At 72.8% G+C, this 21,720-nt stretch carries 17 protein-coding genes; 13 read left to right on the top strand and 4 right to left on the bottom strand.

Annotated features, from left to right (window positions below; genetic code table 11):
- Nucleotides 1-71 precede the first annotated feature (71 nt).
- The 5 genes from ABFJ78_RS34335 (at nt 72) to ABFJ78_RS34315 (ending at nt 11,792) form a co-directional block, all read left to right on the top strand.
- Nucleotides 72-1,796, top strand: a complete 1,725-nt coding sequence (locus ABFJ78_RS34335; RefSeq protein ID WP_436391161.1) for a fatty acyl-AMP ligase — start codon at nt 72-74, stop codon at nt 1,794-1,796.
- Nucleotides 1,793-7,975: a beta-ketoacyl synthase N-terminal-like domain-containing protein gene (locus tag ABFJ78_RS34330; protein WP_436391159.1), complete on the top strand. Its 6,183-nt coding sequence runs from the start codon at nt 1,793-1,795 to the stop codon at nt 7,973-7,975. Before ABFJ78_RS34335 ends, ABFJ78_RS34330 begins: the two co-directional genes overlap by 4 nt.
- On the top strand, nt 7,975-9,552 hold the full coding sequence (locus ABFJ78_RS34325; protein WP_436391157.1) for an acyl-CoA carboxylase subunit beta: 1,578 nt from the start codon (nt 7,975-7,977) through the stop codon (nt 9,550-9,552). The genes ABFJ78_RS34330 and ABFJ78_RS34325 overlap by 1 nt, the downstream gene beginning before the upstream one ends.
- Nucleotides 9,553-9,581: 29 nt before the next feature.
- A complete protein-coding gene (locus ABFJ78_RS34320; protein WP_436391484.1) occupies nt 9,582-10,532 on the top strand; it encodes an alpha/beta hydrolase in 951 nt (316 codons plus the stop codon).
- 114 nt (nt 10,533-10,646) lie between these two features.
- Entirely contained in the window at nt 10,647-11,792 is a 1,146-nt protein-coding gene (locus ABFJ78_RS34315) for a lipase family protein (protein WP_436391482.1), read from the top strand.
- 3 nt (nt 11,793-11,795) lie between these two features.
- Here the strand turns inward: ABFJ78_RS34315 and ABFJ78_RS34310 are convergent, their stop codons facing one another.
- Nucleotides 11,796-12,440, bottom strand: a complete 645-nt coding sequence (locus tag ABFJ78_RS34310) for a cutinase family protein (protein WP_436391155.1) — start codon at nt 12,438-12,440, stop codon at nt 11,796-11,798.
- A 131-nt stretch (nt 12,441-12,571) separates the two neighbouring features.
- On the bottom strand, nt 12,572-13,237 hold the full coding sequence (locus ABFJ78_RS34305) for a TetR/AcrR family transcriptional regulator (RefSeq protein ID WP_436391153.1): 666 nt from the start codon (nt 13,235-13,237) through the stop codon (nt 12,572-12,574).
- 69 nt (nt 13,238-13,306) lie between these two features.
- Here ABFJ78_RS34305 and ABFJ78_RS34300 point away from each other — a divergent pair, with 69 nt between their 5' ends.
- The gene (locus ABFJ78_RS34300) at nt 13,307-14,485 is read left to right on the top strand and encodes a PucR family transcriptional regulator (protein WP_436391151.1); all 1,179 of its coding nucleotides are present in this window, start codon (nt 13,307-13,309) and stop codon (nt 14,483-14,485) included.
- Here ABFJ78_RS34300 and ABFJ78_RS34295 read toward each other — a convergent pair.
- The gene (locus ABFJ78_RS34295) at nt 14,475-15,329 is read right to left on the bottom strand and encodes an SDR family oxidoreductase (RefSeq protein WP_436391149.1); all 855 of its coding nucleotides are present in this window, start codon (nt 15,327-15,329) and stop codon (nt 14,475-14,477) included. The two genes, ABFJ78_RS34300 and ABFJ78_RS34295, sit on opposite strands and share 11 nt — an antisense overlap.
- A 118-nt stretch (nt 15,330-15,447) precedes the next feature.
- Between ABFJ78_RS34295 and ABFJ78_RS34290 the strand changes: the two genes are divergently transcribed.
- Complete coding sequence (locus ABFJ78_RS34290; protein ID WP_436391147.1) at nt 15,448-15,852, top strand: winged helix-turn-helix transcriptional regulator; 405 nt, start codon at nt 15,448-15,450, stop codon at nt 15,850-15,852.
- A 6-nt stretch (nt 15,853-15,858) separates the two neighbouring features.
- Here ABFJ78_RS34290 and ABFJ78_RS34285 read toward each other — a convergent pair whose 3' ends face one another.
- Nucleotides 15,859-16,638 (bottom strand): hypothetical protein, encoded by a 780-nt coding sequence (locus tag ABFJ78_RS34285; protein WP_436391145.1) that lies wholly within the window; start codon nt 16,636-16,638, stop codon nt 15,859-15,861.
- Nucleotides 16,639-16,704: 66 nt separating this feature from the next.
- Between ABFJ78_RS34285 and ABFJ78_RS34280 the strand changes: the two genes are divergently transcribed.
- From ABFJ78_RS34280 to ABFJ78_RS34255, 6 genes are read left to right on the top strand one after another with little or no spacing between them, the layout of a single operon-like run.
- Nucleotides 16,705-17,472 carry an SDR family oxidoreductase gene (locus ABFJ78_RS34280; protein ID WP_436391143.1) on the top strand — a complete coding sequence of 256 codons (768 nt, stop codon included), beginning with the start codon at nt 16,705-16,707 and terminating at the stop codon, nt 17,470-17,472.
- Nucleotides 17,469-18,347, top strand: coding sequence for an SDR family oxidoreductase (locus ABFJ78_RS34275; RefSeq protein WP_436391141.1), 879 nt, complete (start codon nt 17,469-17,471; stop codon nt 18,345-18,347). Before ABFJ78_RS34280 ends, ABFJ78_RS34275 begins: the two co-directional genes overlap by 4 nt.
- On the top strand, nt 18,347-19,087 hold the full coding sequence (locus tag ABFJ78_RS34270; protein ID WP_436391139.1) for an enoyl-CoA hydratase family protein: 741 nt from the start codon (nt 18,347-18,349) through the stop codon (nt 19,085-19,087). The genes ABFJ78_RS34275 and ABFJ78_RS34270 overlap by 1 nt, the downstream gene beginning before the upstream one ends.
- Nucleotides 19,077-19,940, top strand: coding sequence for a CoA transferase subunit A (locus ABFJ78_RS34265; RefSeq protein ID WP_436391137.1), 864 nt, complete (start codon nt 19,077-19,079; stop codon nt 19,938-19,940). Before ABFJ78_RS34270 ends, ABFJ78_RS34265 begins: the two co-directional genes overlap by 11 nt.
- Nucleotides 19,937-20,668, top strand: a complete 732-nt coding sequence (locus ABFJ78_RS34260; RefSeq protein WP_436391135.1) for a CoA-transferase subunit beta — start codon at nt 19,937-19,939, stop codon at nt 20,666-20,668. The genes ABFJ78_RS34265 and ABFJ78_RS34260 overlap by 4 nt, the downstream gene beginning before the upstream one ends.
- Complete coding sequence (locus ABFJ78_RS34255; RefSeq protein ID WP_436391134.1) at nt 20,665-21,720, top strand: NAD(P)H-dependent flavin oxidoreductase; 1,056 nt, start codon at nt 20,665-20,667, stop codon at nt 21,718-21,720. The genes ABFJ78_RS34260 and ABFJ78_RS34255 overlap by 4 nt, the downstream gene beginning before the upstream one ends.

Here is a 21,720-nt window from a genome sequence, read left to right as displayed (position 1 = left end):
GAATTCGCTTGATTGACAACTGCCCGCGCGCAGCTATTCACTGCGCCGGTAAACGCTCTCTGCGAGGTGCCATGGAAACCATTTCCCCGCCGGTTCCCGTCACCGGGGCTGAATCGACGGCCTCACTGGCGACCCTGCTCGGCCAGTGGGCGCGGGTGCTCGGCGACGAGGTCGCGCTGACCCACGTCGACTACCGCGGCAGCGCCGACGGCCGGGCGGTCACGCTCACCTGGCGCGAACTCGACGACCGCGTCGGCACGGTCGCCGCGCGGTTGAGCGGAATCGCGGCACCAGGCGAGCGCGCGGCCGTGCTCGCCGGGCAGTCCGCCGACTACGTCGTCGCGTTCCTCGGCGCGATCCGGGCGGGGCTGATCGCCGTGCCGCTGTTCGCGCCCGGCCTGCCCGGGCACGCGGGCCGGCTGGCCGCGGCGCTCGCCGACTGCGCGCCGGGCGTCGTGCTCACCACGACCGGGGACATCGACGCGGTCCACGGCTTCCTCGCCGGTTCGCCGGTCCGGCCGGACGTCGTCGCCGTCGACGCCCTCGCGCCGGCCGAACCCCGGCACTGGCCGGCGCCGGACCCCGACGCGACGGCGTACCTGCAGTACACGTCCGGGTCCACCCGCACGCCCGCCGGTGTGGTGCTGACGCACCGCAACGTGCTCGCCAACGCGCGTCAGGCGTGCACCGCCTACGGCGCCGAAAGCCGGACCACCTCGACGGTCAGCTGGCTCCCGCTCTTCCACGACATGGGCCTGATCCTCGGTATCGGCGCGCCGATGGCCGGCGGCCTCGCCTCGGTCCTGATGGACCCGCTGGCGTTCCTCGAACGGCCGTCGCGCTGGCTGCGCGCCCTCTCGGCCAGTCCGGGCGCGATCAGCGCGGCGCCCAACTTCGCCTACGCCTACTGCGCTTCCCGCGTGTCCGAAGCGGAGAAGAGCTACCTGGAGCTGAGCCGGGTCGTCTCGCTGATCAACGGCAGCGAACCGGTGCTGCCGGCCACGATCGCGAAGTTCCAGGGCGCCTTCGCCGAGTGCGGGCTGCGGCCGGAGGTCCACCGGTCCTCCTACGGCCTGGCCGAGGCCACCGTGCTGGTTTCCGTGTCCGACGCCGGGAAACCGGCTCGGCAGGTGACGTTCGACCGCGAGCGCCTCGCCGCCGGGTTCACGGTGCCCGCCGCGTCCGGCTCGACGCTCGTGTCGTGCGGCCGGCCCGCCGGGCAACGGGTGCGGATCGTCGATCCTGGCACCGGCGAACCGGCCGCGCCGGGCGAGGTCGGCGAGATCCGGGTCAGCGGCCCGAACGTCGGCAGGGGCTACTGGGGGCGAGACTCCTCCGCAACGTTCGGCCTGCCGCCGCTCGACCCGGACACCGGCGAAGGCTGGCTGGCGACCGGCGACCTCGGCGTCGTCTTCGAGGGCGAGCTGTACGTCACCGGCCGGCTGAAGGACCTGGTCGTCGTCGACGGGCGCAACCACTACCCGCAGGACATCGAGCAGACGGCCGAGGAGCACGCCGGCGTCCGGCCGCACTCGGCCGCGGCCTTCGCGATCGCGACCGACGACGGGGAAGCGGCGGTGATCGTGGTGGAGCTCGCGAAGAACTCCGAGGTCGAGGTCGCCGAGCTGACGGCCGCGGTGCGGGCGGCGGTGTCGGCCGGGCACGGTCTGGGCCTGCACGACGTCGTGGTCCTCCGGCCCGGCGAGGTGCCGCGGACGTCCAGCGGCAAGATCAGCCGGGCGCGCTGCCGGCAGTCCTACCTGGACGGTTCGCTGACCGGACGGCGGCTCGGATGACGACGTCGGACGCGGTGCGCGCGTGGCTGCTCGCCCGGCTCGGTCCGGTGGACCCCGACCGGCCGTTGCACGAAACGGGACTGTCGTCACGGGACGCGACGGCCCTCGCGGCCGACCTCGGCGAGTTCGCCGGACGGCCCCTGGATGTCACCCTCGTCTGGCAGTACCCGACGGTCAACGCTCTGGCCGACTATCTGTCCACAGGGGACTCCGTGCCGGTTTCCGGGCCGTCGCGGGCGGACGAGGAGCCGATCGCGATCGTCGGCCTCGGCTGCCGGCTGCCGGGCGGGATCGACTCGCCGGAAGCGTTCTGGAAGTTCCTCGACGCCGGGGGCGATGGTGTCGGCGACGTCCCGGCAGGACGGTGGGAGACGTTCGCGCCGGCCGGTGATCTGGCGGGACTGCCGTTGCGAGGCGGTTTCCTCGACGACGTGGCCGGGTTCGACGCGGAGTTCTTCGGCATCACGCCGCGGGAGGCCGAGGCGATGGACCCGCAACAGCGGATCCTCCTGGAAGTCACCTGGGCGGCGCTGGAGCACGCCGGGATCCCGCCGTCGGGGCTGCGCGGCAGCCGGACCGGCGTGTTCGTCGGGCTGTCGGCCACCGAGTACGGCTCGTTGACGATGACCGACGTCGCCGGCGTCGACGTCTGGTCGGGAACCGGGGCGGCGGCGAGCATCGCGGCGAACCGGCTGTCGTACCTGCTGGACCTGCGCGGACCGAGCCTGACGCTGGACACGGCGTGCTCGTCGTCGCTGGTCGCGGTGCACCAGGCGATGCAGAGCCTGCGTCGCGGCGAGAGCGACCTCGCGCTGGTGGCCGGGGTGAACGTGCTGCTGTCGCCGGGCATCACGGCGGGCTTCCACCGCGCCGGGGTGCTGGCCGCGGACGGCCGCTGCAAGCCGTTCGACGCGGCCGCCGACGGCATCGCGCGCGGCGAGGGGTGCGGAGTGGTCGTGCTGAAGCCGCTGCGGGCGGCCCGCGGCGACCGGATCCTGGCGGTGCTGCGTGGTAGCGCGGTGAACTCCGACGGCCGGTCCAACGGCTTGACGGCGCCCAACCCGTTGGCGCAAGCAGACTTGCTGCGCTCGGCCTACGCTTCCGCCGGCGTGGATCCGTCCTCTGTGGACTACGTGGAGGCGCACGGCACGGGGACGCCGCTCGGGGACCCGTTGGAGGCGGGCGCGCTGTCGGCGGTGCTCGGGCGTCCGGCCGACCGCCCGTTGCTGCTGGGATCGGTGAAGAGCAACCTGGGCCACCTCGAAGGGGCGGCGGGCATCGCGGGGCTGCTGAAGGTGGTGCTCGCGATGACGCACCGGCGGGTGCCGCCGAGCCCGGGGTTCCGCGAGCCGAACCCGCACATCGACTTCACCGGGTTGCGGGTGGTGACGTCGCCGACGGACTGGCCGCGCTATTCGGGCACGGCCCGGGCGGGGGTGTCGGCGTTCGGTTTCGGCGGGACGAACGCGCACGTGGTGGTCGAGGAATGGCCGGCGGCGGCGTTCCCGGTGCGGGTGCCTCCGGAGATCGCGGGGCCGGCGGTGTTCGCGCTGTCGGCCCGGTCGGGTGCGGTGCTGCGGGCTCGGGCGGGGGAGCTGGCGGAGTGGCTCGAGGGTGCTTCGGCGGTGCCGCTGGGCGCGGTGGCGTCGACGCTGGCGCACCGGCGCGAGCACTTGCCGATCCGGGGTGCGGTGGTGGGGGAGAGCCGCGCCGAGGTGGTGGACGGGCTGCGGGAGCTGGCTGCGGGCCGCGGCCTGGCGGGCAGTCTGCCGCGGCCGGCGGCCGGCGATCCCGTCTTCGTGTTCTCCGGCTACGGCTCCCAATGGCACGGCATGGGCCGCGCCTTCCTCCACTCCGAACCCGCCTTCCGCGCCGAAGTCGAAGCGCTCGACCCCGTCTTCCAAGCACACCTCGGCTCCTCGCTCCGCGCCCTCCTCGAAGGCGAACCCGGCGACCTCGCCACCACCCAGCTGGCCCTCTTCGGCATGCAACTCGCCCTCGCCGGCCTCTGGCGCGCCCACGGGGTCACGCCGGCCGCCGTCGTCGGGCACTCGATGGGGGAGGTCGCCGCGGCCGTGGTCGCCGGGGCGCTCGAACCCGCCGATGGCCTGCGCGTCATGGCCACCCGCGCGCGGCTGCTCGCCGAACTCGATCGGAGCGGGGACGGTGCCATGGCCGTCGTCGAACTCTCGCCGCAGGAACTCGCCCGGTTCCCCGAGGTCGCCGTCGCCGTCTACGCGTCGCCCACCCAGTGCACCGTCAGCGGGGCCGCCGACCAGGTCGACGCCCTCGTCGAGCACGCCGAACGCCTGGGCCGGCTCGCCCGGCGGCTTCCCGTCGGCGGGGCCGGGCACTCCGCCGCCGTCGACGCCGTGCTCGGCCGGTTCCGGGCCGGCCTCGAAGAAATCCGGCCACGCACACCGGAAGTCCCCTGCTACACCACAGTTCTCGACGATCCACAGGAGACACCCGCCTTCGACGTCGAGTACTGGGCGGCGAACCTGCGCCGTCCGGTGCGGTTCAGCCAGGCCCTCGCCGCCGCGGCCGCAGACGGGCACGCCGTGTTCGTCGAAGTCTCCCCGCACCCGGTCGCCCTCGCCGCCATCGAACAGACCACGGGCGAACAAGGTCTGCCCTCCGCGAGCCGGAAGGCCGACGAACGGACGGCGTTCCTGACCAGCCTCGCCCGGCTCCACGTCAACGGCCGCTCCGGCGCACTCGCGGCCCGTCCCCGGACGGCGCCGGTCGACCTGCCCGGCCCGGTCTGGCGCCACCAGCGGTTCTGGCCGAAACGCCGGACCCGGACCCACGGCGGCCACCCGCTCCTGGGCGTCCACATCGAACACCCGGACGGCGACCTGTGGCGGGGCGACGTCGGCACCGAAGCGCTGCCGTGGCTGGCCGACCACACCGTGCGCGGGAAGCCCGTGTTCCCGGCGACCGGGTTCCTCGAACTCGCGCTGGCCGCAGCGCGGGGCGGCCGGGTCCGGGACCTCGAACTCCGCGAAGTCCTCGAACTCGGCGAGCACACCGAGGTGACGACCAGCCGCACCGGCACCGAGTTCAGCGTCCACGTCAAAACCGAAGGCGAGTGGATCCGCCACGCCACCGCGAGGATCGAGCCCGGCGGCACGCCGTCGGCACCCTTCGGCGAGGCCACCGGCGAGCCGCTGGACCTCTACCGCGTCCTCACCGAGCTGGGCCAGGACTACGGCCCGGCCTTCCGAGGCCTCCGCAACGTCGTGGCCGCCGACGGGAAAGCCTCCGCCTCGATCGTCCTCCCCGACACCGATCACCCCGCCTACCTGCTGCACCCCGCGCTCGCCGACGCCTGCCTGCATGCGCTCGCCGCGGCCGTCGGGAACGCCGACGCCCTCTACCTGCCGCTCACCATCGGCGAGGTGGTCCTGGCCGGGGAACCGCGCCGCGGCGTGCGCGTGGACGCCGTCCTCACCTCGCGGGACCCGTCCGGGGACGGGCTGCTCGGCAGCGTCCAGCTCGTCGACGCCGACGACGTCGTCCTGGTCGAGTTCCGCGACGTCTACTGCCGCCGCTTCCGGGACGCGGCGCTGGACCGGCTGCGGTACGAGACCGCGTGGCAGGAGGTGGACCTCCCCGCCGCGCCGGAGCGGGCGGACCGCTGGATCGAGCTGTCCGAAGACGTCGCCCCCCTGAAGGACCAGCTGCGGGAGAACCCGACCGCGGTGCTCGTCCACCTCGGCAGCCGAGACAACCCCGATCCGGAACGGGCGAGGAACCTCGTCGGGACCCTGTCCGAAGTCGTCGCCGAGCTGGCCGAACGGCCCGAGCCGCCCAGGTTGTGGCTCGTCACTTCCGGGGCGCAGAGCGTCGAGCCCGGCGAACGTGGCGATCCCGACCTGGCCGCGTTGCGCGGGTTCGTCCGCGTGCTCGCCTTCGAACACCCCGAGTTGCGGGTCAGCGCGGTCGACTTCGACGCCGGACCGGACCCGGCCCGGCTGTGGGTCGGGCAGTTGCGCGACGAGGTCCGCGCGGACGGCCCCGACGACGAAGTCGCCTGGCGCGAAGGCGTCCGGTACGTGCGGCGGCTGGTCCGCCCGGAGCCGGGCGACCCAGTACGCGAGCCGGTCCGCGGCGGCGCCTACGTCATCACCGGCGGGCTCGGCGGACTCGGCCTGGTCGCGGCGAAGTGGCTGGCCGAGCGCGGCGCGACGCGGGTCGTGCTCAACAGCCGTCGCGCGGCCCCGGTCCCGGACCTGGGGATCGACGTCCGCGTCGTGGCCGGCGACATCGCCGGGCCCGGCACGGCCGAAGCGCTGGTCGCGGCGGCCGTCGACGGCGGCGTGCCGCTGCGCGGGGTGCTGCACGCCGCCGGAGTCCTCGCCGACGGCGCCGTGATCAGCCTGGACCCGGCCGCGCTCGACGCCGTCTGGCGGCCGAAGGCGGTCGGCGCCTGGCGGCTGCACGAGGCGACCGCCGGGCACGACCTCGACTGGTGGCTCGTGTACTCCTCGGCCGCCGCGTTGTTCGGCTCGCCCGGCCAGGCCGCGTACGCCACCGCCAACGCCTGGGCCGACGCCCTGGTCGCGTGGCGGCGGGCCCAGGGGCTCCCGGCGGCGACGATCGGGTGGGGTGCCTGGGGTGAGGTCGGCGCCGCGGCCGGGTCGCGCAACCCGGTGCTCGAGCCACTCGGCACCGAGGAAGCGCTGTCGGCGCTGGACGCCGTCCTCGCGCGCGACCGCCAGGCGACCGGCATCGCCCGCCTCGACGCCGAGACCGTGCTGGAGCTGTTCCCGCGCCTGGCCGAGCGGCCGTTCTTCGGGCTGTTCGCGCCGCGCACCGGGTCGTCCACTTGGGACGGATTGGACGTGCTGCGGCGGAAAGCGTCGCCGGAAGCCGCCCGCGAGGCGATCGCCGACCACCTGGCCGGGCTCGTCGCGGGCGTCCTGGGCTACGCGGAGGTCGAACGGGACGTGCCGCTCACCCGGCTCGGCCTCGACTCGCTGTCGGCGATGCGCGCGCGGGGCGCGGTGGAACGCGACTTCGGCCTGCCGCTGCCGATCCCGCTGCTCCTGCGCGGCGCCAGCCTGGCCGAACTGGCCGCGCACCTCGCCGAGCAGGCCGGCTTCGGACCAGCCGAAGCCGAGCCGGCCACCGCCGGGCCGCGCGACCCCGCCGAGCGGTGGGTCGCCCGGCACTGGCGGGCCGAGCTGGGCGGCCCGGAACCCGGGGTGCACGACGACTTCTTCGCCGTCGGCGGCGATCCCGGACGCGCGCGCCGGCTGCGGGCGGTGTTCGCGGAGCAGCTGGGCGCGGTGCCACCGGTGGAGCGGCTGTTCGCCACGCCGACGGTCGCCGCGATGGCCGACCTGCTGCGCGCGGAGCTCGAAGGCCACGGCGGCGGCCCGGTGCGGCTGCTGCGCGACGGCGTCGCCGAGCCGCTGTTCCTGTTCCACCCGGCCGGCGGCCCGACCAGCGTGTACCGCGAGCTCGTCCGGCTCCTGCCGGAGGGACACCCGGTGTACGGGCTGGAACGGATCGACGACGAGGACACCGTCGAGGCCAAGGCCGCGTGCTACGCCGAGCTGATCCGCGAGATCCAGCCGCGGGGCCCGTACCGCCTGGGCGGCTGGTCGTTCGGCGGCTGCCTCGCCTACGAGACGGCCCGGCGGCTGGACGGGCCGGTGGACGTCGTGGTCCTGATCGATTCGATCCTGCCGCTGCCCGCGCCGGGGAAGCCGGCGGACCTGCTGCTGGACCGCTTCGACCGGTTCGCCGAGCACATCCGGCGGACCTACGGCGTCCCGTTCACGATCCCGCGCGCCGAACTGGCCACTTTGGACGAAGACGCGCAGATCCGCTGGGTGATGGGAAGCCTCGCCGACCAGGTTCCGGATCTCGGCGCCGGCGTCCTGCGCCACCAGTACGAGTCCTATGTGGACGCCCGAGTGGCGGAACGGTACGCCCCGGAGCGGTACGACGGCCGGGTGCTGCTCCTGCGGGCCCAGGACCCGCACCCGCTGACGACCACTTTGGACCCGCGGTACCTGCGCACGGACGACACCCTGGGCTGGGACGCGTTCTGCGCGGACCTCGAAGTCGTCCGGGTGCCGGGCGACCACGTCTCGATGATCGACCCGCCGCACGTGGCGGCGGTGGCCGCGGCGCTCGCGGCCCGGCTCGGAGCGGGGGTGCGGTGATGGACGAACTGACGCCGACCACGGCGTTCCGGATCGCCGATCTCGAGGCGCGCCAGGACGAAGCGGTCCGGATCGCCGAGAAGCGGGCCGTCGACCGCCAGCACGCGAAGGGCAAGCTCACCGCGCGCGAACGGATCGGGCTGCTGCTCGACCCCGGCTCGTTCGTCGAGCTGGACCAGTTCGCGCGGCACCGGTGCGCGGAGTTCGGCATGGACGCCAACCGGCCCTACGGCGACGGCGTCGTCACCGGGCACGGGACCGTCGACGGGCGGCAGGTCTGCGTCTTCTCCCAGGACTTCACCGTCTTCGGCGGCAGCATGGGCGAGGTCTCCGGCGAGAAGGTCCTCAAGGTGATGGACCTGGCCATGTCGCTCGGCTGCCCGGTCGTCGGGATCAACGACTCCGGCGGCGCGCGCATCCAGGAGGGCGTCGTTTCGCTGGCCTACTACGCCGAACTGGGGCGGCGCAACGCCCACGCCTCCGGGGTCATCCCGCAGATCTCGATGATCATGGGCCCGTGCGCGGGCGGGGCCGTCTACGCGCCGGCCATCACCGACTTCACCGTGATGGTCGACGGAACCTCGCACATGTTCGTCACCGGCCCGGACGTCGTGCACGCGGTGACGGGCGAGCGCGTCACCGCGCAGGAACTCGGCGGCGCGGCCGTGCAGAGCGAGGTCGCGGGCAACGCCCACCACCGGGCGGCCGACGAGCAGGACGCGATCGAGTGGGTGCAGACGCTGCTCGGCTACCTGCCGGCGAACAACCTCGACCCCGCGCCGGAGTACGCCGACGACACCAGCGCCGTCGTCACGTCCGCGGACCTCGAGCTCGACCGGCTGGTGCCCGACTCGCCGACCCAGACCTACGACATGGCCGAGCTGATCGTCCGGCTGGTCGACGACGGCGAGTTCTCCGAAGTCCACAGTGCCTTCGCGCCCAACATGATCTGCGCGTTCGGCCGCGTCCAGGGCCGCACGGTCGGCGTCGTCGCGAACCAGCCGCGGCACCAGGCCGGCGTGCTCGACATCGACGCGTCGGAAAAGGCCGCGCGGTTCGTGCGCTTCTGCGACGCCTTCTCGATCCCGTTGCTCACCCTCGCCGACGTCCCCGGCTACCTGCCCGGCAGCGACCAGGAACGCGGCGGCATCATCCGCCGCGGCGCCAAGCTGATCTACGCCTACTCCGAGGCCACCGTGCCGAAGGTGACGGTGGTGGTCCGCAAGGCCTACGGCGGCGGCTACGCGGTGATGGGCTCGAAGCACCTCGGCGCGGACGTCACCCTCGCCTGGCCCACCGCCGAGATCGCGGTGATGGGCGCGGAGGGCGCGGTGCAGGTGCTCTACCGCCGTGAGCTGGCCGAACTGCCGCCGGAGCGGCGGGCCGCGGCGCGCCGGCGGCTCACCGAGGAGTACCGCAAGCGCCACACCGGTCCCTACCTGGCCGCCGAACGCGGCTACGTCGACCAGGTCGTGACGCCGTCGCAGACCCGGCTCCAGGTCGCGCGCGCCCTGAAGACCCTGCGGACCAAACGGCAGACCCTGCCGGCCAAGAAGCACGGAAACATCCCCCTGTGAAGGAGACTTCGATGCGCGCCACCCTGCTGATGCTGGCCGTCGCGGTCCTGGTCGCCAGTGGCGTCACGGCCGCCCAGGCGAGTCCCGCCGTGGCCGACGACGGCGCGAAAGTCGTCCAGGAGACCTGGCTCGACGCCCGGACGGTCGACCTGAAGATCGATTCGCCGGCGCTGGGCACCACCGGGATGGTCCGGCTGATCGTGCCGTCCGGCTGGGCCGCGCAGCCCACCCGGACCTGGCCGGTGCTGTTCCTGCTGCACGGCTGCTGCGAGCCGGTCGACTACAAGTCGTGGGACCAGTTCACCGACGTGAAGGCGTTCACTGCCGACAAGGACGCGCTCGTCGTCATGCCGACCGACGGCCCGGCCGGGATGTACACGAAGTGGTGGAACTTCGGGCTGTCGAGCAAACCCGACTGGGACACGTTCCACACCGCCGAAGTCCGCCAGATCGTCGAACGCGGCTACCACGGCGGCACCCGCCGGGCGATCGCCGGCCTGTCGATCGGCGGCTACGGCGCGATGGCGTACGCCTTCCAGCACAAGGGGATGTTCGCCGCGGCGGCGTCGTACTCCGGCGTGCCGAACACGCTCTACCCGGGCATCCCCGTCTGGATCATCGGCATCCTCGCCCGCGCCGGCATCTTCAACTACCTGAACCTGTGGGGCGACTCCTTCGGGATGCAGCCGATCTGGTCGTCGCACAACCCGTACGACCACGTCCAGGACCTGCGCGGCACGGCGCTCTACATCTCCTGCGGCAACGGGCAGACCGGGCCGCTCGACCCGCCCGGGCAGTCCGATGTGCTCGAACCGTCGGCGTTGCTGTCCTCGCAGAGCTTCACCGACAAGCTGCGCCAGAACGGCATCCCGGCGACGGTCGACTACTACGGGCCGGGCACGCACAGCTGGCCGTACTGGCAGCGGGCCCTGCACAACTCGTGGCCGGTCCTGGCCGGCGCGCTCGGACTCCCCGCCTGAGCCTTCCTTCGAATGATAGAGCCCTTTCCCCTGATGGAGGTTGTGGTGAAGTCTGTCCTCTTGCGACGCGTGCTGTCCGCGCTCCTGGGCGTCTCCCTGGCGGCGCTGGGAGTCATGGCCGCGAGCCCGCCCGCCGGTGCCGTCGCGGCGCCGATCCTGCCCGGCCCGTTCGACGACTCGTTCTACACCCCGCCGTCGCCGCTGCCGGCCGGGAAACCCGGCGACGTCCTGCGCTGGCGCCCGTCGGTGCCGCTGCTGAACGTCGCCAACGCCGACGCCTGGCAGGTCATGTACCTCTCGACCAACGCCCGGGGCCTGCCGGACGCGGTCACCGGAACCATCCTGGTGCCGAAGGGCAAGGACCCGGCCCAAGCGCCGATCGTCGGGTACGCGGTCGGCACGCAGGGCCCGGCGTTCAAGTGCACGGCGTCCAAGGCGATGGAACGCGGCACGCTCTACGACCAGCCGGCCATCAACGACTCGCTGTCCAGCGGGTACGCCGTCGCGGTGACCGACTACGAAGGCTATTCGCCGACGACCACGCCGACGTACATCACCGGCCAGTCCGAGGGACCGGCCGTGATCGACTCGGTGCGCGCGGCGCAGAACCTCCCGGCCGCCAAGCTGGCCAAGACCGCGAAGGTGATCTTCCAGGGCTATTCGCAGGGCGGCGGCGGATCGATGTGGGCGGGGGAGAAGGCGCCTGCGTACGCGCCGGAGCTGAACGTCGTCGGCGTCGTCGCGGGCGGGGTGCCGGCCGACCTGACCGAAGTCGCGAAAGGACTCGACGGGTACATCGGCTTCGGGTTCCTCGCGTTCGCCGCGGTCGGGCTCGACGCCGCGTACCCGGACCTGAAGCTCGATTCCTTCCTCAACGACACCGGACGGCAGCAGCTGAACGACGCCAAGAAGAACGCGTGCGTCGCGGAACTGCTCTTGAACTACTCGTTCAAGAAGATCAGCGACTACACGACGTCGAACCCGCTGAGCACGCCGCAGTGGCAGGCGCGGCTGGCGCAGAACAAGCTCGGCGCGAACCCGCCGCGGGTGCCGGTGTTCCAGTACCACGCGAGCACCGACGAGATCGTCAACACGCCGCAGGCGGAGGCCCTGCACCGGGCGTACTGCGCGGCCGGGGTCCGGGAACAGTGGCAGACCTACATCTCCGACCACGCCACCGGAATCCTGGCCGGGAACGGGGATGCCCACCAGTGGATCGTCAAGCGGTTCGCCGGTGAGCAGGCCCCGTCCAACTGCTGAGGGTCAGAGCTTGCCGGCGGCGAAGGCGGCGGCGTCGGAGGCGTCGCCGCCATAGCTCAAGTGGGCCAGGAAGTTCGCGCCGCCGGGCTGGCAGACCGGGTCGCCGTCGGCGCAGTAGTCCTTGGTGCGGCTCTGGTACGTCCCGGTCACCTGGCGGCCGATCGCGCGGATCGGGTTGCCGAACAGCAGTACGGCCGCGACCCGCGGGGCCAGCTCCGCCGGGATGGTCGCGACGATCGGGCCGCCGACGACCGCGCCGTCGCTGCTGATACCGAGGGAGTTGTCGACGACGTTGGCGCCCTGGGAGTAGCCGACCAGGACGAACCGCTGCTGCGGGCAGGCCGCGGCCTGCGCCTTGACGTGGTCGACCAGGTCGGTGTTGCCCTTCTGCACCGACGCCGGCTCGCCGAGGTCGGCCGGGTAGTCGACCCGGTAGCTGCTCGTCGAACGCGGCCGCAGCCGGTTCTGCACGGCCTGGTAGACGGGGTCGCCGACGATGAAGCCGAGCGTGCCGGGTTCGAACGTGCCGCGGGCGACCGGCACGTCGACGTCGGTGCACGGCGCGGCCGACGCCGGGGGCGCGGTGGCGGCGGCGAGCCCGGCGGCGGCGAGGCCGGCCGCGACGGCGGAGGAAAGCAAGCGAATCATGGCTGATCCCACTTCTGCTGGGGAACCGGAATGTCCGCAAACGCTTTCTCGAAATGCGCGGAAAGGCAAGGGGACCGTCGATTTCCCGCGCGGAATTGTTCAGCCGGTGACAATCAGTCCGATGTGGACGCTCAGGTGGCGCACTGCCCCGCGTCGACGCGGTCCAGCAGCGCGGGGTCGAGCCCGCGCACGGCGGCCATCACGAACCCGGTGGCCAGTTCGCCCGCCGCGATCGGGTCGACGCCGGGGGAGTGGGAGACGTGCATCGCGGCCCGGCCGACCAGCCCGACCATCATCGCGGCCAGCAGGTCCGCGCCGGGGCCGGGCGTGCGGCCGTGGGCGAGCAGGTGCTCCCGCACGCGGTCGACGACGTGCGTGGTGACGGTGTCGGCCAGCGCCCGCCGCTCGTTCGACATCTCGTCGACGGCGGAGTCGAACAGCATCCGGAAGCTGTCCGGGTGGGCGCCGGCGTAGCGGAACATGGCCATCACGGCGAGCCGGACGCGGTCTTCGAGGGGACTCGCGCTCGCGGTTTCGTAGGCGGTGAGGACCCAGTTCCGCAGCGCGGCGACCTCCCGGCTCACGGTGGCGCGGAAAAGCGCGGCCTTGTCTCCGAAATGCGCGTAGAGCGTCGGTTTGGTGGAGTCGGCGCGGGCGGCGATCAGGTCCATCGTGGCGTGGGCGTACCCGCGCTCGGCGAACACCGCGCGGGCGGCGTCGAGCAGCTCGCCGTCGGTGGGCCGGGCGGCCGGGCTCCGGCGCGTGCTGGATCGATCAGGGGACCGCGGCCTGCTCATGGAGGTGTACTGTACGGTCTCGCTGCTTTACCGCTCGGTAAAGCTCACCCGCCCCGCGAAGGGAGCCCGGTGTCCGGCGACCAAGCTCGGCAGCAATTCCCGGTGGCGCACGAGGTTTCCGGACGCGCGGAGCTGGCCGCGCTCATGCGCCCGGCGATCCCGTCGCTGGTGGAGTGGATCGTCCGGGAGGTGTGGCAGGCCGTCCCGGTCTACGCCCGGCACGGCCGCGTGACCCGGCACGGGGTCGAGTGCGCGGTGGTCCTGTTCGTCGACCTGGTCGAGGACCCGCTGGCGCCGCGGGAGCGGCTGTACGAAACGTGCCGGCGGCTCGGCGCGGGCGAGGCCTACGAGGGCCGGACCCTCGACGATCTGCAAGCGGCGTACCGGATCGGCACCCGCGCGGGCTGGCGCTGGATCATGCGCCTGGGCCGCCGGCAACGGCTGTCGTCGGCGGTGATGGCGCGCCTGGCGGAGATGCTGTTCGGCTACGCGGACGACCTGGCGCGGATGTCGATCCGTGGGCACCGCGAGGCGGAGGCGGAGCTCGGCGGCACGCGGGCCGGCCTGCGCCGTCGCCTGCTGCGCCTGGTCACCGGTCCGGTGGCGCCGACGGACACGGTCGTCGCCGAGCTCGCGACGGCGGCCGGGTGGCCGGTGCCCGGCGAAGTGGCGGCCGTCGTCCTCGAGGCACCGGTCGAACCGTGCTGGGGGCCGGAGGTGCTGGCCGACCTCGAACCGCCGCGGCCCTGCCTGGTGGTGCCGGCGCCGGTGGACGAGCGGTTCCTCGCCGCCCTGGGCGTCCGGATCGCGGTGGGCCCGCCGGTGCCGCCGTCCGGCGCGGCGCAGTCCCTGCGCTGGGCGCGGATGACGCTGCGGCTGGTGGGCGAAGGCGCGCTGCCGGACGTCTCGGTGACGTGGTGCGCGAAGCACCTGACGACGCTGTGGCTGCTCTGCGACCCGGCCCTGGCGGACCAGGTGGTCCGCCAGGAACTGGCGCCGCTGGCCCGGTTCCCGGACCGCACGCGCCGCCGGTTGGGCGAGACTTTGCTGTCGTGGCTGGAAAACGGCGGGAACTCGGAGAAGATCGCGGTGGACCTGTCGGTCCACCCGCAGACGGTGCGGTACCGCGTGCGCCAGCTGAAGGAGGCGTTCGGCGAGCGGCTGGAGGACCCCGGGGCCCGGTTCGCGATGCAGGCGGCCTTGCGCGCCTCGGCGCTCCGGTCCCCGGGGCCGGTCCTCAGCCCTTGACCAGGGCGGTGACGGCTTCGGCGAGCGGCGTCGTCGGCCGGCCGATCAGGCGGCGCAGGTCGCCGGAGCCCGACGACAGCTCGCCCTCGGCGATGCCGCGGTCGGCGTCGGCCAGCATGGCCGCGACCGGCTCGGGCAACCCGGCGCCGACGAGCGCCTTGCGGTACTGCTCGCCGGGCAGGTCCTGGTAGGTGACCGGCTTGCCGGTGGCGGCCGTCACGGCGGCGGCGAGGTCGGCGTAGCTCCACGGCTCGTCGCCGGCCAGTTCGTACACCTTGCCTTCGTGGCCTTCTCCGGTCAGGACCTGGACGGCCGCCTCCGCGAAGTCGATCCGCGGGACGCCGCCCAGCTTGCCCTCGCCGGCGCTGCCCACGAAGGACCCGACGGCGAGCGCCTGGGCGATCGTCTGCGCGTAGTTCTCGGTGTACCAGCCGTTGCGCAGGAAGGTGAACGGCACGCCCGACGCGCGGATGGCCTCCTCGGTCGCCTTGTGATCGGGCGCGAGGGACAGCTTCGTCGTGTCGGCGGCCAGGATGCTCGTGTAGGCGAGGTGGCCGGCCCCGGCCTCGCGCGCGGCCGTGATGACGGCTTCGTGCTGGGTCAGCCGCTGCCCGGGCGTGCTGCTCGAGATGAGCAGCACCTTGTCCGCCCCGGCGAAGGCGGCGGCGAGGCTCGCCGGGTCGTCGTAGTCGGCCCGCCGCACCTGCACCCCACGCGCGGCGAACTCGGCGGCCTTCCCGGGATCGCGCACGGCGGCGACGACCTCGGCGGGCGGGACCTTCTTCAGCAGGCCTTCCACGACCAGGCGGCCGAGCTGGCCGGTGGCACCGGTGACCACGATCATCTGCTGCTCCTCGCTGTTGGATTGCTTACCGACAGAGTGTACTAACTTTTCGAAAGTGCAAACTGTTGGTGAGCATCCTCACCTGGGTATCCGGCGCGGGCGAGGTACCGTTGACGGCATGAGCGAGGCGCCGGAGTGGCCGGACGAGCACGGGCAGGTGCTGTTCGACGTGTTCGCGCAGGCGTGCACGTCCCGGGCGACGCTCGAGCACATCACGGGCCGGTGGGGGATCCTGGCGATGGCCGCCCTCCACGACGGCACGCTCCGGTTCAACGCCCTGCGCCGCCGGGTGTCCGGGGTGAGCGAGAAGATGCTCGCCCAGACGCTGCAGGCGTTGGAGCGCGACGGGTTCGTCCACCGCGAGGCCCAGCCGACAATCCCGCCGAAGGTGGAGTACAGCTTGACCCCCCGCGGCCGCCGCACGGCGGCGCTGCTGCTGGCGCTGATCGAGGACGTCGAGGGCCAGATGCCCGAGGTGATGGCGGCCAACGCGGAGTACGACGCCGCGAAGCGCGAGTCGTAACGCGTTCTAGTCCGCCCAGGGGAGCCGGACGGCTTCGAGTCCGGGGTCGCGAAGCAGCGCCTCGATCAGGGCAGGTGGGCCGGCGACTTTCGTGCCCCACAGGTCGTAGTCGGTGCCCAGGCACCACGAGCGGTCCCCGGCCCAGAGGTTCGACGGGCTGAAGTCGACTTCGGGGTGGTCGTACAGGATCCCGGCGTCGCCCAGGTTCCCGGCGTGCACCACCGGGTTCTCGAGGTCGAGGAACCCGAACATCGCCGGGCTGTAGTAGGCCAAGCAGGGCGTGTCCGGGCCTGCGGGACTGTGTTCGGCGAGGACGTCGATCAGCCGCGTCCAGGTCTCGCGGTCGAGGCTCCCCTCGGTGGGCGGGAGGATGCCGAGTGGCCAGCTGCCGTCCTTCTTCGCGGACGGGAAGCACTGGTAGCCGGGCAACTGTCCCTCGGGGACGACGGGGTCGCCGGTGCGCTCGGCCAGCTCCGACCAGCGCAGCCGGCGCCAGCCGGGGCCGGGGTGCTCGGCGCGGCCCAGTCCGCCGCCCGTGGTCACGGTCGCGGCTTCGAGGTCGATGCCTCCGACGACGAGTGGCTCGGCGCTTCCTTCGGCAAGGCGCGCCTGGCGGTACTCGTGGTGGGTCGCGCCGGTCGGCCCGTTCTCGTGCTCGTACATCGCGTTGAGCACCCAAGCCGCGTCGGGCATCGCCGGTGGCAGGAAACCCGTCAGGCCGTCGCCGCACAGGTCCCGCAGCCAGTCCGCCGTGCCCGATGGTGCGAGCGGCCACGGTTCGTCCATGCGCTCATGATCCCAGCCGAGTCCACCGACCTTGCCCAAAGTTGGAACGTGTTCTAGTTTTGGGGAGTGAAGACCGATCTGGGCCTGTCCGGCGCCGTCGTCCTGGTGACCGGGGGCGTCCGCGGGGTGGGGCGGGGCGTCACCGACGTCTTCCTCGCCCACGGCGCCCACGTCATCACCTGCGCCCGGCGCGAGACCGCCACCGACGCCGAGTTCGTCCAGTGCGACGTCCGGGACGAAACCCAGGTCAAGGCGCTCATCGACGGCATCGTCGAACAACACGGCCGCCTCGACGTCGTCGTCAACAACGCCGGCGGTGCCCCCTACGCTCCCGCCGCCACCGCCTCGCCGCGGCTGCACGACAAGGTCGTCCAGCTCAACCTGCTCGCCCCGCTCCTGGTCTCCCAGCACGCCAACGCCGTCATGCAACGCCAGGCCACCGGCGGCTCGATCGTGATGATCTCCAGCGTCAGCGGCACGCGCGCGTCGCCCGGGACCGCCGCCTACGGGGCCGCCAAAGCCGGGCTCGACAACCTCACCGCCAGTCTCGCCGTCGAGTGGGCCCCCAAGGTGCGGGTCAATGCCCTCGATGTCGGCATGGTGCGCACCGAACAGGCCCACCTGCACTACGGCAGCGAGGCCGCCGTCGAAGCGGTCGGGAAGACCGTGCCGCTGGGCCGGCTGGCCGAGCCGGCGGAAGTGGGCGCCTGCGCCGCCTTCCTCGCCTCCGGCCTGGCTTCCTACGTCTCCGGCGCGACCCTGCTCGTGCACGGCGGGGGAGAGGTCCCGGCGTTCCTCGCCGCGGCCGACGTCAACCAACGGGAGGATTCGTGAGCGGGTTGTGCCAGGACCGGGTGGTCGTGGTGACCGGCGCCGGCCGCGGCATCGGGCGGGCCCACGCCCTCGCCTTCGCCGCCGAGGGCGCGCCGGTGGTGGTGAACGACGTGGATGGCGACGCGACCGCCGAGGTCGTCGCCGAAATCGAAGCCCTGGGCGGGAAAGCGGTGGCGAACACCTCCGACGTCGCCGACTGGGCCGGGGCGAAGGCCCTCATCGACACCGCGCTGGCGCACTTCGGCCGCCTCGACGTGCTGGTCAACAACGCCGGGTTCGTCCGGGACCGGATGCTGGTCAACCTCGGCGAGGACGAGTGGGACGCCGTCGTGCGCGTGCACCTCAAAGGCCACTTCGCCCCGCTGAGGCACGCCGCCGAGCACTGGCGGGCCGAGGCGAAAGCCGGCCGCGCCCCGAGCGCGCGCGTCATCAACACCAGTTCCGGTGCCGGGTTGCTGGGCAGCGTCGGCCAGGGCAACTATTCGGCGGCGAAGGCGGGCATCGCCGGCCTGACCGTCGTGGCGGCGGCCGAGCTGGCGCGCTACGGGGTGACCGTGAACGCGATCGCGCCGGCCGCGCGGACCCGGATGACCGAGGCGGTCTTCGCGACGATGGCGCGGCCGGACACCGGTTTCGACGCGATGGCGCCGGAGAACGTCTCGCCGCTGGTCGTCTGGCTGGGCAGCGAGGAGTCCTCGCACGTCACCGGCCGCGTCTTCGAGGTCGAGGGCGGGAAGGTGTCGCTGGCGCAGGCGTGGCGCCACGGGCCGGCCGTCGACAAGGGCGAGCGCTGGGACCCGGCCGAGCTCGGCCCGGTGGTGAAGGACCTGCTCGAGCGCGCGCCCGAGCCCGAACCCGTCTACGGAGCGAGCTGATGGCGATCCTCACCAAGCGCGACGGGCACGTCGAGGTCGTCACCGTCGACTTCCCGCCGGTCAACGCATTGCCCGTGCAGGGCTGGTTCGACCTCGCCGACGCGCTGAAGAAAGCCGGGGAAGACCCGGACGTACATGTCGTCGTCCTGCGTGCCGAAGGCCGGGGCTTCAACGCCGGCGTCGACATCAAGGAGATCCAGCGCAGCGAAGGGTATGACGCGCTGGTAGGCGCGAACCGGGGCTGCTACGCCGCATTCGGTGCCGTCTACGACTGCGCGGTCCCGGTCGTCGCCGCGGTGCACGGCTTCTGCCTCGGCGGCGGCATCGGACTGGTGGGCAACGCCGACGTGATCCTCGCGTCCGACGACGCCACCTTCGGCGTCCCCGAGGTCGAACGCGGCGCGCTCGGTGCCGCGACCCACCTGGCGCGGCTCGTGCCGCAGCACCTCATGCGCACCCTCTACTTCACCGCCCGCACCATCACCGCCGCCGAGTTGCACGCGCACGGCTCGGTCTACCAGGTCGTCCCGCGCGCGGAGCTGGACGACGCCGCCCTGGCCGTCGCCCGGGACATCGCGAAGAAGGACCCGCGGGTCATCCGGGCGGCCAAAGAGGCGCTGAACGGCATCGACACCCAGCAGGTGCACCGCAGCTACCGGTTCGAGCAGGGCTTCACCTTCGAGCTCAACCTGCTCGGCGCGTCCGACGAAGCCCGCGAGGAGTTCTTGAATGGCCGATAAGCGCACGACCGCCGACGAGGTGGCGGCCGAGCTGAAGGACGGCATGACGATCGGGATCGGCGGCTGGGGCTCGCGGCGCAAGCCGATGGCCCTGGTCCGCGCGATCCTCCGCACGCCCGTCAAGGACCTCACGGTCGTCTCGTACGGCGGCCCGGACGTCGGCTTGCTGTGCGCGGCGGGCAAAGTGAAGCGCGTGGTCTTCGGGTTCGTGACCCTGGACTCCATTCCGTTCGATCCGTGGTTCGGCCGGGCCCGCGAGACCGGCGCCATCGCCGTCACCGAGTACGACGAAGGCATGTTCGGCGCCGCGCTTTCCGCGGCCGCGCAACGGCTTCCGTTCCTGCCGATGCGCGCCGGCCTCGGCTCGGAGGTGATGCGCGCCAACCCGGACCTGCGCACCGTGCGCTCACCGTACGCCGACGGCGAGGAGCTGGTCGCGGTCCCGGCGCAGCACCTGGACGTCGCGCTCGTGCACCTCAACCGCGCCGACGCCCGCGGCAACGCCCAGTACCTCGGCCCGGACCCGTACTTCGACGATCTCTTCTGCCTGGCGGCGGCCAAACGGTTCGTGTCGGTGGAAAAAGTGGTCGACACGGCCGAGCTGACGGCGGGCGGGCCGGTGCAGTCGCTGCTGCTCAACCGCGGCAGCGTGGACGGTGTCGTCGAGTCCCCGCGCGGCGCGCACTTCACCACGGCCGTGCCGGACTACGGTCGCGACGAACGGTTCCAGCGCCATTACGCGGCCTGCGCCAAGGACCTCGACGCGTGGCCGGGGTTCGCGGACCGGTTCCTGTCCGGGGACGAGTCGCGGTATCTGTCCGAAGTGGACAAGTTCGAAGCGGAGGCGGCATGAGGGCGACCCGGGCCGAGATCGTCGTCGTGGCGATGGCCGAGGTGTTCCGCGGCGACGGCGAGATCGTCGTCAGCCCGATGGGGCTGGTCCCGCAGCTGGGCGCGAAGCTCGCGCGGCTGACGTTCGAACCCGATCTGCTGATGTCCGACGGCGAGGCCTACCTCGTGACGACCGACGGCGTGGTCGAGGGCTGGCAGCCGTTCCGCAAGATGCTCGACACGATCGTCCCGCACGGACGGCGGCACGTCGTGATGGGCGCCAACCAGATCGACCGGTACGGCAACCAGAACATCTCCGCCATCGGCGACCACGCCCGGCCGAAGAAGCAGCTCCTCGGCGTCCGCGGGGCGCCGGGCAACACGGTCAACCACCGCACCAGCTACTGGGTTCCCCGGCACTCCACGCGGGTCTTCGTGGACACAGTGGACGTCGTGTCGGGGGTCGGCTACGACAACGCGGCCAAGGCCGGACCATCGGCGCAGATGTACCACGACGTCCACCGCGTCGTCACGAACCTCGGGGTGTTCGGCTTCGGCGGTGCCGACCACGCGATGCGCGCGGTGTCGCTGCACCCCGGCGTCACCCGCGACGAGGTCATGGCCGCGACGACGTTCGAGATCGACTTCTCCGGCGTCGAGACCAGCCGCGAGCCGACCGAGGAAGAGCTGCGGCTGCTCCGCGAGGTCGTGGACCCGAAGAGCTTGCGTGACAAGGAAGTACCGGCGTGAAGACCGCGCTGACCGAGCTCGCCGGGGTCGAGCACCCGGTCGTGCAGACCGGGATGGGCTGGGTCGCGGGCCCGCGGCTCGTCTCGGCGACCGCCGAGGCCGGCGCGCTCGGCATCCTCGCGTCGGCCACGATGACCTTCGCCGAGCTGGAAGCCGCGATCACCGAAGTCAAGAAGCGCACGGAAAAGCCGTTCGGCGTCAACCTGCGCGCCGACGCGGCGGACGCCGGCGACCGCGTCGACCTGCTGATCCGCGAAGGCGTCAAGGTGGCGTCGTTCGCGCTCGCGCCGCGCAAGGAGATGATCGCGAAACTGCGGGACCACGGGATCGTCGTGATCCCGTCCGTCGGCGCCGCGCGGCACGCCGAGAAGGTCGCCGCCTGGGGTGCCGACGCCGTCATCGTGCAGGGCGGCGAGGGCGGCGGGCACACCGGGGGCGTGGCGACCACGCTGCTGCTGCCGTCGGTGCTGGACGCCGTCGACATCCCGGTCGTCGCCGCCGGCGGCTTCTTCGACGGCCGCGGTCTCGCCGCCGCGCTCGCCTACGGGGCCGCGGGTGTCGCGATGGGCACCCGGTTCCTGCTGAGCAAGGAGAGCACGGTCCCCGACGACGTCAAGCGCGTCTACCTCGAGCAGGGTCTCACCGGGACGGTCGTCACCCGGCGCGTCGACGGGCTGCCGCACCGGGTGCTGCGCACCGACCTCGTCGAGCAGCTCGAACGCACCGGGCGCCTGCGCGGGTTCGCGCAGGCCGCGCGCAACGCCCTCCGGTTCCGGAATATCACCGGACTGTCCCCGGTTGCGATGGTCAAAGAAGGCTTCGCGATGAAGCACGGCAACGATCTGACCTGGAGTCAGCTGGTCATGGCGGCCAACACCCCGATGCTGTTGCGGGCGGGGCTGGTCGAGGGCCGGACGGACGCGGGAGTGCTAGCGTCGGGACAGGTGGTGGGCATGATCCACGACCTGCCCACGGTGGCCGGGATCGTCGAGGGCACAGTGGCCGAGGCAGGTGAGATACTCCAACGTCTTGGCCGGCAAACGGGAGGATGA

The organism is Amycolatopsis sp. MEPSY49, from assembly GCF_051337345.1.
Taxonomy (GTDB): Bacteria; Actinomycetota; Actinomycetes; order Mycobacteriales; family Pseudonocardiaceae; genus Amycolatopsis.
This window is presented reverse-complemented; position numbering and strand designations above follow the sequence as displayed.